Annotated in this window: 14 protein-coding genes; 5 read left to right on the top strand and 9 right to left on the bottom strand. The window is 61.7% G+C overall.

The window, feature by feature from the left end:
• Nucleotides 1-70 precede the first annotated feature (70 nt).
• Both ACMGG8_RS12595 and ACMGG8_RS12590 read right to left on the bottom strand, forming a co-directional pair.
• On the bottom strand, nt 71-382 hold the full coding sequence (locus tag ACMGG8_RS12595; protein ID WP_414159648.1) for a cupin domain-containing protein: 312 nt from the start codon (nt 380-382) through the stop codon (nt 71-73).
• 289 nt (nt 383-671) lie between these two features.
• Complete coding sequence (locus ACMGG8_RS12590; protein ID WP_414159647.1) at nt 672-1,874, bottom strand: MFS transporter; 1,203 nt, start codon at nt 1,872-1,874, stop codon at nt 672-674.
• 92 nt (nt 1,875-1,966) lie between these two features.
• Here ACMGG8_RS12590 and ACMGG8_RS12585 point away from each other — a divergent pair, with 92 nt between their 5' ends.
• Nucleotides 1,967-2,512, top strand: coding sequence for a TetR/AcrR family transcriptional regulator (locus ACMGG8_RS12585; RefSeq protein ID WP_060844344.1), 546 nt, complete (start codon nt 1,967-1,969; stop codon nt 2,510-2,512).
• 133 nt (nt 2,513-2,645) lie between these two features.
• A complete protein-coding gene (locus ACMGG8_RS12580; RefSeq protein WP_414159646.1) occupies nt 2,646-6,119 on the top strand; it encodes a NahK/ErcS family hybrid sensor histidine kinase/response regulator in 3,474 nt (1,157 codons plus the stop codon).
• Between the two features lie 12 nt (nt 6,120-6,131).
• Here ACMGG8_RS12580 and rmuC read toward each other — a convergent pair whose 3' ends face one another.
• Together rmuC and ACMGG8_RS12570 are read right to left on the bottom strand one after the other, a co-directional pair.
• Entirely contained in the window at nt 6,132-7,499 is a 1,368-nt protein-coding gene (rmuC, locus tag ACMGG8_RS12575; protein ID WP_164990747.1) for a DNA recombination protein RmuC, read from the bottom strand.
• 175 nt (nt 7,500-7,674) lie between these two features.
• Nucleotides 7,675-7,998 carry a hypothetical protein gene (locus ACMGG8_RS12570; RefSeq protein WP_082729289.1) on the bottom strand — a complete coding sequence of 108 codons (324 nt, stop codon included), beginning with the start codon at nt 7,996-7,998 and terminating at the stop codon, nt 7,675-7,677.
• An 880-nt stretch (nt 7,999-8,878) separates the two neighbouring features.
• On the opposite strand from ACMGG8_RS12570, the gene ACMGG8_RS12565 reads away from it, so the two are divergent.
• The 3 genes from ACMGG8_RS12565 (at nt 8,879) to ACMGG8_RS12555 (ending at nt 11,288) form a co-directional block, all read left to right on the top strand.
• Nucleotides 8,879-9,103 carry a hypothetical protein gene (locus ACMGG8_RS12565; RefSeq protein WP_060840529.1) on the top strand — a complete coding sequence of 75 codons (225 nt, stop codon included), beginning with the start codon at nt 8,879-8,881 and terminating at the stop codon, nt 9,101-9,103.
• A gap of 271 nt (nt 9,104-9,374) precedes the next feature.
• Nucleotides 9,375-9,857, top strand: a complete 483-nt coding sequence (locus ACMGG8_RS12560) for a hypothetical protein (protein ID WP_016967458.1) — start codon at nt 9,375-9,377, stop codon at nt 9,855-9,857.
• A 144-nt stretch (nt 9,858-10,001) separates the two neighbouring features.
• Nucleotides 10,002-11,288, top strand: a complete 1,287-nt coding sequence (locus tag ACMGG8_RS12555; RefSeq protein ID WP_060844347.1) for an OmpP1/FadL family transporter — start codon at nt 10,002-10,004, stop codon at nt 11,286-11,288.
• A gap of 87 nt (nt 11,289-11,375) precedes the next feature.
• On the opposite strand, the gene ACMGG8_RS12550 is transcribed toward ACMGG8_RS12555, so the two are convergent.
• The 5 genes from ACMGG8_RS12550 to ACMGG8_RS12530 all read right to left on the bottom strand — a co-directional run bounded on the left by ACMGG8_RS12550 (nt 11,376) and on the right by ACMGG8_RS12530 (nt 14,563).
• Complete coding sequence (locus tag ACMGG8_RS12550) at nt 11,376-11,927, bottom strand: glutathione peroxidase (RefSeq protein ID WP_016967460.1); 552 nt, start codon at nt 11,925-11,927, stop codon at nt 11,376-11,378.
• A gap of 55 nt (nt 11,928-11,982) precedes the next feature.
• On the bottom strand, nt 11,983-12,105 hold the full coding sequence (locus ACMGG8_RS12545; RefSeq protein WP_414159645.1) for a hypothetical protein: 123 nt from the start codon (nt 12,103-12,105) through the stop codon (nt 11,983-11,985).
• The gene (locus tag ACMGG8_RS12540) at nt 12,102-13,304 is read right to left on the bottom strand and encodes an MFS transporter (RefSeq protein ID WP_414159644.1); all 1,203 of its coding nucleotides are present in this window, start codon (nt 13,302-13,304) and stop codon (nt 12,102-12,104) included. Before ACMGG8_RS12540 ends, ACMGG8_RS12545 begins: the two co-directional genes overlap by 4 nt.
• 52 nt (nt 13,305-13,356) lie before the next feature.
• Complete coding sequence (locus ACMGG8_RS12535) at nt 13,357-13,761, bottom strand: MarR family winged helix-turn-helix transcriptional regulator (protein ID WP_047305612.1); 405 nt, start codon at nt 13,759-13,761, stop codon at nt 13,357-13,359.
• Between the two features lie 70 nt (nt 13,762-13,831).
• On the bottom strand, nt 13,832-14,563 hold the full coding sequence (locus ACMGG8_RS12530) for an adenosylcobinamide-GDP ribazoletransferase (protein ID WP_108546110.1): 732 nt from the start codon (nt 14,561-14,563) through the stop codon (nt 13,832-13,834).

Here is a 14,563-nt window from a genome sequence, read left to right as displayed (position 1 = left end):
GGTAGAACCGAATCGAATATCTATATAACGGGTAATTTCTCTATCTGTTATCTATTTTACAGATATATAACTAGACGCTACCCGAGGATTCGATCACCAACACCCTGGCAACACCCTGAGGATGAGCCACATGTTCGGTCCCCAGGTCGGCATAAAAAATGTCGCCCACCTCCAGCAGCACTGACTGCTCCAGCCCTTCAACGCGATAACGCATCTGCACCTGGCCACCCAGCACCACGAATACCTCCTCACCGTCATTGACGTGCCAGCGGTAGGGCTGGTCAGTCCAGTGCAGGCGCGTGGTGATGCCGTTCATGTTGGCGATGTCCAGGGCCGCCCAGGCCCGCTCGCCGGTAAAGTCTGCGCTGCGAATGACCTTCATGCCGACCTCCCTGGCACCCAGGACGCTGAGCGACCCGCGCGGCGGACCGTTACCGGTAAGGTGAAACACCAGCGATGCGCCAGCCGGTCGAACAACCGATGATCAGGCTCAGGGGACATAAGGCACTCCATGGCAACAGGGAACAGGGAACAGGGAACAGGGAACAGGGAACAGGCGCCCATAGTGAACGTAGGCGACCCTTTCGCCAACCGAGGCACCTGCACTCAGCCCCCCAGGGCAAACCGGCCCATGGACCATCAAGCCTACTGCCGGGCAATCGAGCATTTGCTCAGGCTCCCGGCGCCGCACAGGGCTGCAGGGGACGACGCACCAGCACCAGAAGCGCGCCGAGGGACAACAGGATCAGCAGCGCACCGTAACCATCGGTGGTGGCAATCAGGCCGAAGCGACGGGTCAGGTTTCCCGCCAGCAAGGCCGGCAGGCAGAACGCCAGGTAACTCAAGACATAAAACGCCGACATCAGGCCCGCGCGCTCATGGGGCAAGGCCAGCGGCACCACGCTGCGCAACGCGCCGAGAAAACCGGCACCAAAGCCGCCGCCCAGCACCAGGGTGCCGACAAAAAACACTGTCAGGCTGGCACTGTGCACGGCCCCGAGCAGCAGCATCACCCCCAGCGCCAGCAACCCGGCCCCCAAGCGCAGGACCTTGTCGGCCGGACGCTGGCGCAAGGAAAAGATCATCGCCGCACCACTGAGGGTCAGGACTGCCACCATGGCACCGCCGATCAGGTTCGAAGTGGAGCCGGTGGCGGCGCGAACCAGCGATGGCGCCAGGGACAGATAGAAACCGCCCACCGCCCACACCGCCACATCCACCGGCAACGCCAGCCATAAAGCCCGACGTGCTTGCGGCGGCACATGCAGCCTCGGGCGCAGCGAGGCCCAGGCGCCGGGTTGCGCGCTGACACTTTCCGGCAAGCGCCAGACATACAGGGCCTGAACGCCGAACACCCCCAACAGCAGCCAGTAACTGAGCTGCAGCGGCAGGGGTGCGAACTCCACCAGCAGGCTGGCCCCCATCGCGCCGCAGGCCATGCCCAGCAGGGGCGCCACACTGTTGACCAGAGGGCCCTGGCGACGATCGACATCCAGCAGCGCGGCGCCGAGCACACTGGTGGCCATGCCGGTGGCAAAGCCCTGCATCACGCGCGCGGCAATCAACCATTGCACCCCGCTTTCATTGATGAACAGCAGCATCGCCAGGCAATTGAGCAGCAGGGCGACAAAAATCACCGGCCGCCGTCCCAGGTAGTCCGACAGCGAACCCACGGTCAACAACGCTGCCAACAGGCTCAGGGCATAAACCCCGAACACCAGGGTCAACACCGCCGGAGAAAAATGCAGGGACTCCTGATACAGGTAATACAGCGGTGTCGGCACGCTGGACGCCGCCAGGAAACTCAGCAGGGTAAGGGCCAGAAACACCAGACTGCGACGGCTGGCCCCACAAGCATTGATTGCACCGGACATGAGCACGCCCCACTAAAGCTAATATTTTGCTTTTGCGCAGTGTGCTACCGGCCAGGACTTAAAGCAAATTCTTTGTGTTAAGGTTCGACCCCATGGCCATTAAAGAAGCTTTACGCCCCGGCGGCCGCAGCGCCCGGGTTCAGGAATCGATCCATACGGCAGTTCGCGAACTCCTTGAAGAACAGGAGCGTTCGACCCTGACCGTGCCACAAATTGCCACTCGCGCCGGTGTCACCCCGTCGACCATCTATCGGCGCTGGGGCGACCTCTCGGCGCTGCTGGCCGATGTCGCCCTGGCGCGCATGCGTCCGGACAGCGAACCGGCGAACACCGGCAGCCTGCGAGGCGACCTGCGCGCCTGGGCCGAGCAGTACCTGGATGAAATGAGCTCGGAACCCGGGCGCAACATGATGCGCGACGTGCAGAGCAGCGCCACGCCAGGCTATTGCGTGACGATCCTCAGCGCTCAACTGCAGACCATCCTCGAACGCTATCGGGACAGTGAAGAACGCCTGCCGAACATCGACCGCCTGCTGAACCTGATCGTGGCCCCGACGGTGTTCCGCATCCTGTTCTCCGCCACCCCGCTGTCGGTGCCGGAACTGCACGCCCTGATCGAGCTGGCCCTCCTGCCCTAGCCTGCGGATACGGCGGCCCGGCCCTGCGACATCAGACCGCGCTGATACCTTGGTCGACACTGACGCCAACGACACATCGTGCCAGACTGTCTGGCCGGGCTGAGGTGCCCGGTGTCTTTGCTCCGGAGTTTCCATGTCGTTGTCCAGCGGGCTGATTGCCGCCGTTGCCCTGGCCTATATGGCCATCATGTTCGCCATCGCTTTCTACGGTGATCGGCGCAGCACGCCCCTGCCGCCACGGGTCAGGGCCTGGGTATACAGCCTGTCGCTGGCCGTCTACTGCACCAGCTGGACCTTCTTCGGCGCGGTCGGCCAGGCCGCCGAGCAGCTCTGGGCCTTCCTGCCGATCTACCTGGGCCCGATCCTGCTGCTGGTACTGGCGCCCTGGGTACTGCAGAAGATGGTGATAATCAGCAAGCAGGAGAACATCACCTCGATTGCCGACTTCATTGCCGCGCGCTACGGCAAATCCCAATCCCTGGCGGTGGTGGTGGCCTTGATCTGCCTGGTGGGCGTGCTGCCCTACATCGCCCTGCAGCTCAAGGGCATCGTCCTCGGAGTCAACCTGCTGATCGGCGCCGGGGCCGATGCCATGGGCACCCGGGCCCAGGACACGGCGCTGATCGTGTCGCTGATCCTGGCGCTGTTCACCATCGTCTTCGGCACCCGCAACCTGGATGCCACCGAGCACCACCGCGGCATGGTGCTGGCGATTGCCTTCGAGTCACTGGTCAAGCTGTTCGCCTTTCTCGCCGTGGGCGCCTTCGTCACCTTCGGCCTGTATGACGGTTTCGACGACCTGTTCAACCAGGCCATGCTGGCGCCGCGCCTGGAGCAATACTGGAAGGAAACCATCAACTGGCCATCGATGGTGGTCCAGACCGGGGTGGCGATGATGGCGATCATCTGCCTGCCACGGCAGTTCCACGTCACTGTGGTGGAGAACATCGAACCCCAGGACCTGCGCCTGGCCAAATGGGTGTTCCCGGCCTATTTGGCCCTGGCGGCGCTGTTTGTGGTGCCCATTGCCCTGGCCGGACAGATGCTCCTGCCCAGCAGCGTGCTGCCGGACTCGTTCGTCATCAGCCTGCCCCTGGCCCAGGCCCATCCGTCCCTGGCCCTGCTGGCGTTCATCGGCGGCGCTTCGGCCGCCACCGGCATGGTGATCGTGGCCAGCGTGGCGCTGTCGACCATGGTGTCCAACGACATGCTGCTGCCCTGGCTGCTGCGCCACAAGAATGCCGAGCGGCCCTTTGAAGTGTTCCGCCACTGGATGCTCTCGGTCCGCCGGGTCAGCATCGTGGTCATCCTGCTGCTGGCCTATGTCAGCTATCGCCTGCTGGGCTCCACCGCAAGCCTGGCGACCATTGGCCAGATCGCCTTTGCCGCGGTGACCCAACTGGCACCGGCCATGCTCGGCGCGCTGTACTGGAAGCAGGCCAACCGTCGCGGGGTGTTCGCCGGGCTCGCCGCCGGCACCTTCATCTGGTTCTACACCCTGATCCTGCCCATCGCCGCCCACAGCCTGGGCTGGTCCCTGAGCAGTTTCCCCGGTCTGGCCTGGCTGCACGGCAACCCGCTGAACCTGCCGATCACGCCCCTGACCCAGGGCGTGGTGCTGTCCCTGGCCGGCAACTTCACCCTCTTCGCCTGGGTCTCGGTGCTGTCCCGCACCCGGGTTTCCGAGCACTGGCAGGCCGGACGCTTCATCGGCCAGGAAATCAGCGGCCGCCTCAGCTCGCGCTCCATGCTGGCGGTGCAGATCGATGACCTGCTGAAGCTCGCCGCGCGCTTCGTCGGCGAGGAACGCGCCCGCCAGAGCTTCATTCGCTTCGCCTATCGCCAGGGCAAAGGCTTCAACCCGAATCAAAACGCCGACGGCGAATGGATCGCCCACACCGAACGCCTGCTCGCCGGTGTTCTTGGCGCCTCCTCGACCCGTGCCGTGGTCAAGGCCGCGATCGAAGGCCGGGAGATGCAGCTCGAAGACGTGGTGCGCATCGCCGACGAAGCTTCGGAGGTGCTGCAGTTCAATCGTGCCCTGCTGCAAGGGGCGATCGAAAACATCACCCAGGGCATCAGCGTGGTGGACCAGTCGCTGAAACTGGTGGCCTGGAACCGTCGCTACCTGGAGCTGTTCGATTACCCGGACGGCCTGATCAGCGTCGGCCGGCCGATTGCCGACATCATTCGCCACAACGCCGAACGCGGCCTGTGTGGCCCGGGGGAGGCGGAAGTCCATGTCGCCCGGCGCCTGCACTGGATGCGCCAGGGACGGGCCCATACGTCCGAGCGCCTGTTCCCCAACGGCCGGGTCATCGAGTTGATCGGCAATCCGATGCCCGGCGGCGGCTTCGTCATGAGCTTCACCGACATCACCCCCTTCCGCGAGGCCGAGCAGGCCCTCACCGAGGCCAACGAAGGCCTGGAGCAGCGGGTGGCGGAACGTACCCACGAACTGTCCCAGCTCAACGCCGCGCTGACCGAAGCCAAGGGCACGGCGGAAGCCGCCAACCAGTCCAAGACCCGTTTCCTTGCCGCCGTCAGTCACGACCTGATGCAACCGCTGAACGCGGCAAGACTGTTCTCCGCCGCCCTCTCCCATCAGGACGACGGACTCTCGCCCGAAGCCCAGCAACTGGTGCAGCACCTGGACAGCTCGCTGCGCTCCGCGGAGGACCTGATCAGCGACCTGCTGGACATCTCGCGCCTGGAGAACGGCAAGATCACCCCTGAACGCAAGCCCTTCGTGCTCAACGAGCTGTTTGACACCCTGGGAGCGGAGTTCAAGGCTCTGGCCCAGGAACAGAACCTGCAGTTCCGGGTGCGCGGCAGTCGCTTGCGGGTCGACAGCGACAGCAAGCTCTTGCGCCGGGTCCTGCAGAACTTCCTCACCAACGCCTTCCGCTACGCCAAGGGGCCGGTACTGCTGGGGGTACGCCGTCGCGGCGACTCATTGAGCCTGGAAGTCTGGGACCGTGGACCGGGCATCCCCCAGGACAAGCAGCAGGTGATCTTCGAGGAGTTCAAGCGCCTGGACAGTCACCAGACCCGCGCCGAAAAAGGCCTGGGCCTGGGCCTGGCGATTGCCGATGGCCTGTGCCGGGTGCTCGGCCACCCTCTGCAGGTGCGTTCCTGGCCCGGTCGGGGCAGCGTCTTCAGTGTCAGCGTGCCCCTGGCCCGAAGCAGCGCCATTGCCCCGGGCAAGACCGCCGAGCTCAACGGGCAGTCGCTCAATGGCGGGCAAGTGCTCTGCGTGGACAATGAAGACAGCATTCTGATCGGCATGAATAGCCTGTTGACGCGCTGGGGGTGTCAGGTCTGGACCGCGCGCAACCGCGAGGAGTGCGCGGCGCTGCTCAAGGACGGCATCCGTCCACAATTGGCGCTGGTGGACTACCACCTGGACGATGGCGAAACCGGCACCGACGTCATGGCCTGGCTACGCACTCAGTTGGGGGAGCCGGTGCCTGGCGTGGTGATCAGTGCCGATGGACGTCCGGAGATGGTCGCCCAGGTGCACGCGGCGGGGCTGGATTATCTGGCCAAGCCGGTTAAACCGGCGGCCTTGCGCGCCCTGTTGAGCCGGCATCTGCCACTGGGCTGAGCCTATGGCGGATTACTCCGGCAACTCCAGCTCGCGCCCTTCGGCATCAGTCATGGCGCGCTCCAGCAAATCGCTCGGCAGGCTCTTGCTGGCACGGGCGCCCAGCAACTTGAGCTGTTCACTGCGGCTGACCAGGTTGCCCCGGCCCTCGGTAAGCTTGTTGCGCGCCGCCGAATAAGCCTTGTCCAGCTGCTGCAGGCGATTGCCGACTTCATCCAGGTCCTGGATAAACAACACGAACTTGTCATACAGCCAACCTGCGCGCTCGGCGATTTCCCGGGCGTTCTGACTCTGGCGCTCTTGCTTCCACAGACTGTCGATCACCCGCAGAGTGGCCAGCAAGGTGGTCGGACTGACAATCACGATGTGCCGATCGAAGGCTTCCTGAAACAGATTGGGCTCAGCCTGCAGGGCCGCGGAAAAGGCCGCCTCAATGGGCACGAACAGCAGCACGAAGTCGAGGCTGTGCAGCCCTTCAAGACGCTTGTAGTCCTTGCCGGACAGGCCTTTGACGTGATTGCGCAACGACAGCACATGCTGCTTCAGGGCCGCCTGGGCAATCTGCGGGTCATCGCTGCCGACATACTGCTGATAGGCGGTGAGGCTGACCTTGGAATCCACCACCACCTGCTTGTCGCCCGGCAGCATGATCAGTACGTCGGGCTGGAAACGCTCGCCGTCCGGCCCCTTGAGGCTGACCTGGGTCTGGTATTCGCGCCCTTTCTCCAGGCCGGCGTGCTCCAGGACCCGTTCAAGTATCAGTTCGCCCCAGTTGCCCTGGGTCTTCTGGCCCTTGAGGGCGCGAGTCAGGTTGGTGGCCTCATCGCTCAGACGCAGATTCAGTTGCTGCAGGCGCTCCAGTTCCTTGGCCAGGGAAAAGCGCTCGCGGGCCTCGGCCTGATAGCTTTCCTCGACCCGTTTCTCGAACGATTGAATGCGCTCCTTGAGCGGGTCCAGCAACTGCCCGAGACGCTGCTGGCTGGTTTCGGCGAAACGCTGTTCGCGCTCATCGAAAATCTTGCCCGCAAGTTCGGCAAACTGGGCCCGCAGTTCGTCCCGGGAACCCTGCAAATCGGTCAGGCGCTGCTGGTGGCTTTCCTGTTGCTCGCGCAGTTCGGCGTGCAACGAAGCGGCCTGGGCATCCAGGCGACGCAGTTCGTTCTCCTTGGCGGCTCGCTCGAGGTTCCAGGCGTGGGCCGCGTCACGGGCGTTATCGCGCTCGATCTGCAGCAGCTCCACTTCACGCCGCAAGGCGGCCAGGTCCGCTTGCTTGAGGGCATTGGCCTGACTCAGATCACTGACTTCATCGCGGCAGGCATCCAACTGCGCAGCCAGGCCTTCCTGGGCCAGCTGGGCAGTGGCCAGACGCTCCTCCAGCAGCGCCAGCTCGCTCTGACTGGAACTGGCGCGCCGCTGCAGCTGCCAGGCCAACATCAGTAACGGCAACGCCGCACCCGCCAGGCCGAGCAGCAGGCTGGTCAAGTCCATAGCCATAGCGATTCCTGTCATCGAAATAAGAAATGAAGGTTAACCAAGCCACCAGAGGTTGGACAGCTCAGTCTTCGATGCGACCCAGCTCAAGTTGCGCACGGCGGTCGCCGGCACGGGCAGCCTGGCGCAAGAGATCGTGACCGATTCGCCGGTCCCGAGCGTTGCCGCACTCGCGGCACATCAACTGCCCCAGGCGACTCTGCGCCGCTACCACGCCATCACGCGCAGGTTGCTTGAGCAAACGCCCGGCAAAGTACTTGACGTTGGTGTTGTGCCCCAGGCGTGGACTGTCCAGCAGCCATAGGGCAACCCGCAGGGAAAAGCGCTTGGGCTCGGTAACACTGGCAGGGGTGGCGGTAACAGAGGGTGATACTGAGCGAAACTTCATAAAGCACTGTGGGGGCAGATCGGAAGGCGCGCCACTCTACTCCTTTTTTCGCTCGGGTAAAGACCAAAAGAGCCAGCATGCCCGTGCTAGAGCAAGCGCTTGGGACAATCCACAGAAGCTGTGGATAACTCAGTGGACAACCCCTCCACAACCCTCCCAAAGCCCCATGAGACGGGCCTTGCAGTCAAACTGACGATTTTTTCACCAGTAAAAAAAGACGATGTTTATCATTGACTTAAATTCTCGAGACAGGCTATGGGAGCCGCCCCGGGGAAGGTGACAACCCGGTGACATGTGGCGCAACAAGTGTGCACAACCCTGCGCACATTAAGCTCGGCAATGCACCACTTTCGTACACCGCGCCGTCTCGCAGGTGACACAATCGTCACCCCGTGATGTCGTTGCCCAGGGAATATTTTTCCTAGCACACTTGCATTCCGGCCTTCAACCCAATAGACTCCGCCCCGTTAGTACCAAGCTGAAATTCAATTCTGGTCGAACAAGTCCCACCGACACCTCTCCTAACGAGAACAACGTCGAATATCAAGGACCGACCACCTCGCTGGTTTCCAGGTAATTCTCAAACTGACACCGCCCTTGAAACGAAATCAAAGGCCGTGCCCAAGTTACTTACTCTGACCGAACCAACCTGCAAATTGATCAGGATCGCCACCCTGGGCACAGAACCTTTGCCCTTGTTGTGTTGCCTGCCCTCCTAAGTACCTACCTGCCAGCCCCTAGCGCAACCTTATTACAGCGCTGCAACTGGCTGCTTTGTTCCAGTCGGGTTCTTCGTCTGACCAATGGTGGTCGACGTTACTGGAACGTTTTAACGCTGCACGGTTCTTAACCGTGTCATTTGTAGGAACACCTAATAATTATGTCCACTCAACTCCAGACTCAGGATGCCATTCGCACCCTAACCCACGCCTTTGCTCCGTTGAACTGCCTGATCATGGCCGCTCGCAAAGGCTGCTTCAGCTTCACCCTGGTCAACGAACACGGCATCGCCCGTCACAGCGAACGCCTGTATCCCGATCAATACTCCAGCGCCGAACCGCTGCAGGCCGTGATCGAGCGTACACGCCAGGCCCTGGTGGCCTGATACGCCAAAGCGCTGAAACCCCAAGAGCCTCGCCTGATCGCGGGGCTTTTTATTGCCTGCGATTCGCCAATGCCCGCCTCCAACCAAAGCACCAATAGATATAAGGCTTATAACAAGAGCTCGGAAATGTTTTAAAAACAGGCCTTTACAACATAGATATGACACTACACTTCAAGTCAGGCGGCCCGCGCCGCTTCCGGCAAACCTGATCCCTTCATTGCTGCCAAGCACCTTCGGGTTTCGCCGGCCACCTTCACCCCTCGAGGGCATTATGGGTATCGCCGCCAGCGAGTTGTGCCGCTATGTCATTCGCCCGACGCTGATGTACCTGGGCAGTCATAGCAAAACCGCTGAAGCCTTGTTGCTGGGCATTGCCGCCAGTCAGTCGGCGCTGGGCTCGGCACTGCACGATCGCCGTGGCCACGGCCTGTACCGCATCACTGAAGTGCGCCACCAGGCCCTCTGGGATCACTACCTGGCGCTGGACCCGGAACGGGCCAGCCTGGTGAGAGGACTGGCCAGCCAGCATGCGTTCCTCGCCGGACCGCACCTGGAACTGACCGTCAATCTGCGCTACGCCACCGCCATCGCCTGGTTGCTGGTGGAACAACAACACACCCCGCTCCCCGCAGCCGACGATCTGCTCGGCATGGCCCGTATCTGGAGGAAGACCTTTCAACCACAAGGACGTTTGAGAGATTTCGCCTGTGCCTGGCAAACCTGTGTTTCACCGTTGAGCCAAGTCGCCTGCTGATACCGGCTTTTACAAAATCAGAGAAAAAAGCCGATTTTGGTCAGATTGTCCTACAAAATGCCGGAAAATCTACTGATTTAGCCTATAGCGCCGTAGCCGAAATGTTGGTAATTTTCGCCTCGGTGATCACCAGGAGTTCTAATAATGAAAAAAGTCATGCTCAAATCCACCATCAGTCTCGCAGTTGCACTTGCCTCTACTCAGCTATTTGCCAGCGGCTTTGCTCTTAACGAACAAAGCATTAGCGGCATGGGTACGGGTTTCGCGGGACGTTCTTCCGCTGCCGATGACGCAAGTACTGTATTTGGTAACCCAGCCGGCATGTCCCGCCTCAAACGCCAGCAAGTCACTGGCGGTATGGCTGCTATCGATGCATCCACCGACCTCAAGGACACCAGCGGCAGCCGCAGAGGCACCAACAAGGGCGATATGGTGCCCTTCACCGCCGTACCCATGGGCTTCTACGTCAAACCAATCGATGACCAATGGGCATTCGGCCTGGGCGTTTATGCTCCGTTTGGCCTAGTCACCGATTATGAAAACAACTTTCAGGGACGTAACTTCGGCAGTAAGAGCGAAGTTAAAGTCGTAACCTTCCAGCCAACGGTCAGCTACGCCTTCAACGATAAGGTCTCCATCGGTTTTGGCCCGACCATCAACCGGATTTCCGGCGTGCTGGAATCGGCGCTGACCACTCCTGCCTCGCCTAATGACGGCCGGGTCCAGATCAAAGGCGACGACATTGGTTACGGCTACAACATCGGGGTTCTGGTCCAGGCGACCGACACCACTCGTGTCGGCCTGACCTACCACTCCAAAGTGAACTACAAACTGGAAGGCCATACCGAAGTCACTCCAGGAGCCGGTACCAACCCGCTTCTCTTGAAAAGCAATCGCTATGACGCCTCTCTGAAGATCGAAACTCCAGAGTCCTATGACCTTTCGGTCACCCAAGAGCTGAACGATGCCTGGAAGCTCTATGCCGGTACCACCTGGACCCGCTGGAGCCGCCTGAAGGACATCACCGTCAACAACGAAGGTGTGACTGCCTCCTCCGGCGGTGCACTGGCCCCAATCCTGAACCTTGGCACCATCAAGGAAGAGCAGAACTGGCACGACACCTGGGCTTACGCCATCGGCACCTCGTATCAGCTGAACAAACAGTGGATCTTGCGTACCGGTCTGACCTTTGACCAAGCGCCGACCAACAACACTGACCGCTCGCCTCGTATCCCTACCGGCGACCGGACCATCTTCAGCCTGGGTGCCGGCTGGAGCCCGACAGACGACCTGACCATCGACGTGGCCTACTCGTACCTCAAGGAAGAGAAAGTCAACGTCAACCGCAAAAACGCACTCGGCCAGACGTACAACGCCGAGTACGAAAACAGCGCAAACGGTTTTGGCGTAGGTGCAACCTACCGCTTCTAATCGTTCAGAGGCCTGCGCCTCCAGAGCTGAATAAAAAAGCCCCGCCTTTCAAAAGGCAGGGCTTTTTCATTTACCGGGACGAAAAGCTCAAGACTTCGACGCCAACGCCTTCTCCACCGCCTCCAGGAATTCCGGATTATCCGGTTTGGTCAGGCTGGAAAAGCTGGCAATCACATTGCCCTGTCGATCCACCACGTATTTGTAGAAATTCCACTTCGGCGCGCTGCTCTGCTGCGCCAGTACCTTGAACAGGTGCACCGCATCCGTCCCCAGGACCTTCTGTGGCTCGGTCATGGTAAAGGTCACGCCATAGTTGACGTAGCAGACCTTGGCCGTCTCGGCCCCGTCCTTGGACTCCTGCTTGAAGTCGTTGGACGGCACGCCCACCACCTCCAGCCCCTGCTCCTTGTAACGCTGATACAGCGCTTCAAGACCTTTGAATTGCGGCGCGAACCCACAGAAGCTCGCGGTATTGACCACCACCAGCGGCTTGCCGGCGAAGCGCTGACACAGATCGATGGATTCCTTGGCGTGCAACTTGGGCACAGATCCCTGCAGCAACGCTGGACAATCCGCCGCCCAGGCCGAACCGGCAAACAGTGTGAGTAATGCCGGAACCACAAACCAGCGCTTAGCCATGTTCAATGTCCTTCAAGAGTGGTCGGACACCGACGTTACTCGCCCCTGCGCCCACCTAGCAAGCACCCATGCCCAACTGCATCAGCGCCAGTCCGCCGCGATGCCACCCCCACCAGGCCAGCCACAACAGCACAAGGGCGACGCCCAGGCCGGCGCTCCAACCCAGCCATGACTTCATGCTGCACTCGCCTGCAAGCGCGCTACCGGCCGCTCGCGCACCGGCCAATTGAGAGCCGCGGCCAACAGACTGAGAAGAATCGCCACCTGCCAGATCAAGTCATAACTCCCGGTACGGTCATACACCACGCCCCCCAGCCAACCGCCAAGGAAGGAGCCCAGCTGATGGAACAGAAAGACGATGCCGCCAAGCATCGACAGGTTCCTGACCCCGAACAGGGTCGCGACCGTGCCATTGGTCAAGGGCACGGTGGACAGCCAGAGAAAGCCCATGGCCATGCCGAACAGGTAGGCACTGGTCTGGGTCACCGGCAGCCACAGGAACAGGCCGATCACCACCGCCCGCAGCAGGTACAGACCGGTCAACAGCCGCGGCTTGGACATCCGCCCGCCCAACCAGCCCGCCGTGTAAGTGCCAAAGATGTTGAACAAGCCGATCAGCGCCAGCACCGTGGTTCCGACTGTCGCCGGTAGATGCTGATCCACCAGATAGGCCGGCAGGTGCACGCCGATGAACACCACCTGGAAACCACAGACAAAAAAACCGAACGCCAGCAACCAGAACCCCGAGTGAGAACAGGCTTCACGCAGGGCCTCGCCCAGGCTCTGTTCATGCCCCAGCACCGGCAGCGGCTTGTCCTTGAGCACGCTGACCAGCGGCACGATCAGCGCCACCAGCAGCCCCAGCACCAGCAATGCCGTCGACCAGCCCAGCCAGCCGATCAGCCCCAGGGTTCCCGGGAGCATGGCGAATTGGCCGAAGGAGCCTGCAGCACTGGCGATCCCCATGCCCATGCTGCGCTTTTCCGGCGGCAAGGCACGACCGACCACCCCGAGAATCACCGAGAAGGAGGTTCCGGACAAACCGATGCCAATCAGCAACCCGGCACTCAGGGACAGGCTCAGCGCCGAATCCGAAAGCCCCATGAACACCAGCCCGACCGCGTACAGCACGCCGCCGATCAACACCACCCTGGCCGCCCCAAAGCGATCGGCCAGGGCTCCGGTAAAGGGCTGGGCCAGCCCCCAGATCAGGTTCTGCAGGGCAATGGCAAAGGCGAACACTTCACGCCCCCAACCGAACTGCGCACTCATGGGCGGCAGAAACAGGCCAAAACCGTGCCGCACGCCCAGGGACAGCGCCAGGATCAATGCACTGCCGAGGAGGACCCAACCACTGGTGCGCCACATCGATGACATTTTTATTCTCCAGTTACGGGTATATACCCGCTTGTAATCAAACGAAGCAGCATCAGGCCAGTTCGTTCAGCAAGGCCAACAAGGTTTCACGCTTCTGCGCGCCCAGGCGATCGATCAGTCGCTGCTGAGCCGCCTCCCAGGCCGGCAAGGCCGCCGCCAGTCGCTCGTGCCCCGCCTCGGTCAGTTGCACCAGACGATTGCGCTGATCATCACCTTCCAGCAAGCGGACCAGACCGGCCGCCTCCAGCACCCGCACATTACGTCCCAGGGTGCTGCGATCCAGGCCCATGGCCTCCGCCAGGCTGGAAATGCTCGGCTGATCGAGACGCAGCAGATTGTTCAGCAAGGAATACTGGGCGACGTTAATCCCGAAGCCATCGAGGACGCCGTCGTAATACCTGCTGACGCCACGCGCGGCACGACGCAGATTGGTGCACAAACATTGAGAGGGAAGCATGGTGCGTGTATATACCCGCGATTAATTCAAGGCAAGAATTTTCCACTCAATCGGCTGATCCGGATCTGCCTCAAAATGCCACCACCGCCAGCAGCACGGTCACTTCCAGCAACTCCAGCAACGCCCCGGCGGTGTCGCCGGTGGTGCCGCCCAAACGCCGCATCATCAACTGGCGCAACCAGACAAACAGCACCAGCGCCAGCAGCAGCGCCCAGAGTCCGCTGTAGCCGCCCAGCAGCAAACAACCGAGCACGCTCACCCCCAACACCTGCCGCCCCGCTAGCCGCGGCAGGTGATCGGCAAGAGCCTGTCCCAGACCGCCGGCGCGAACATAGGGCGTACTGAGGAACAACCCGAGCAGCGCCGCACGCCCGATCAGCGGCGCCAGCAACAAGGCGAACGCCTGCTGCTGCTCGATCAGCGCCACCAGAGCGGCGAACTTGAGCAGCAACACCAGCACCAGAGTCACCACCGCGATCGGTCCGCTGCGCGGGTCCTTCATGATGCTCAAGGTGCGCTCGCGATCGCCAAAGCCCCCCAGCCAGGCATCGGCGCTGTCGGCCAGCCCGTCCAGGTGCAGGCCGCCGCTGAGCAGGACCCAGGCAGCCAGCAACAGCGCTGCATGCAGCAGCAACGGCGTTCCCGCAAGCAGCGCATGCAACCCACACAGCAACAGGCCAAACACCAGCCCCACCAGCGGATAGAACAACAGGGAGCGCCCCAGCTCTTGAGGTTCCGGCATGCCTGGCAAGCGCACCGGCAAGCTGCTGAGAAACTGCAAGGCAATCCAGAACGGCAGCAT

The organism is Pseudomonas sp. BNK-45, from assembly GCF_047456255.1.
In the GTDB taxonomy this organism is placed as follows: domain Bacteria; phylum Pseudomonadota; class Gammaproteobacteria; order Pseudomonadales; family Pseudomonadaceae; genus Aquipseudomonas.
Note: the sequence above shows the minus strand (reverse complement) of the source record. Positions and strands in the feature narration are given on the sequence as shown.

Excerpts from the sequence above, each read along its gene's own strand:
- ACMGG8_RS12540 (WP_414159644.1), bottom strand. The coding sequence starts at position 13,304 with ATGTCATCGATGTGGCGCACCAGTGGTTGGGTCCTCCTCGGCAGTGCA.
- ACMGG8_RS12545 (WP_414159645.1), bottom strand. The coding sequence starts at position 12,105 with ATGAAGTCATGGCTGGGTTGGAGCGCCGGCCTGGGCGTCGCCCTTGTG.
- ACMGG8_RS12535 (WP_047305612.1), bottom strand. The coding sequence starts at position 13,761 with ATGCTTCCCTCTCAATGTTTGTGCACCAATCTGCGTCGTGCCGCGCGT.
- ACMGG8_RS12565 (WP_060840529.1), top strand. The coding sequence starts at position 8,879 with ATGTCCACTCAACTCCAGACTCAGGATGCCATTCGCACCCTAACCCAC.
- ACMGG8_RS12560 (WP_016967458.1), top strand. The coding sequence starts at position 9,375 with ATGGGTATCGCCGCCAGCGAGTTGTGCCGCTATGTCATTCGCCCGACG.
- ACMGG8_RS12555 (WP_060844347.1), top strand. The coding sequence starts at position 10,002 with ATGAAAAAAGTCATGCTCAAATCCACCATCAGTCTCGCAGTTGCACTT.
- ACMGG8_RS12530 (WP_108546110.1), bottom strand. The coding sequence starts at position 14,563 with ATGCTGCCGTTCTGGATTGCCTTGCAGTTTCTCAGCAGCTTGCCGGTG.
- ACMGG8_RS12550 (WP_016967460.1), bottom strand. The coding sequence starts at position 11,927 with ATGGCTAAGCGCTGGTTTGTGGTTCCGGCATTACTCACACTGTTTGCC.
- ACMGG8_RS12570 (WP_082729289.1), bottom strand. The coding sequence starts at position 7,998 with ATGAAGTTTCGCTCAGTATCACCCTCTGTTACCGCCACCCCTGCCAGT.
- ACMGG8_RS12580 (WP_414159646.1), top strand. The coding sequence starts at position 2,646 with ATGTCGTTGTCCAGCGGGCTGATTGCCGCCGTTGCCCTGGCCTATATG.
- ACMGG8_RS12590 (WP_414159647.1), bottom strand. The coding sequence starts at position 1,874 with ATGTCCGGTGCAATCAATGCTTGTGGGGCCAGCCGTCGCAGTCTGGTG.
- ACMGG8_RS12585 (WP_060844344.1), top strand. The coding sequence starts at position 1,967 with ATGGCCATTAAAGAAGCTTTACGCCCCGGCGGCCGCAGCGCCCGGGTT.
- ACMGG8_RS12595 (WP_414159648.1), bottom strand. The coding sequence starts at position 382 with ATGAAGGTCATTCGCAGCGCAGACTTTACCGGCGAGCGGGCCTGGGCG.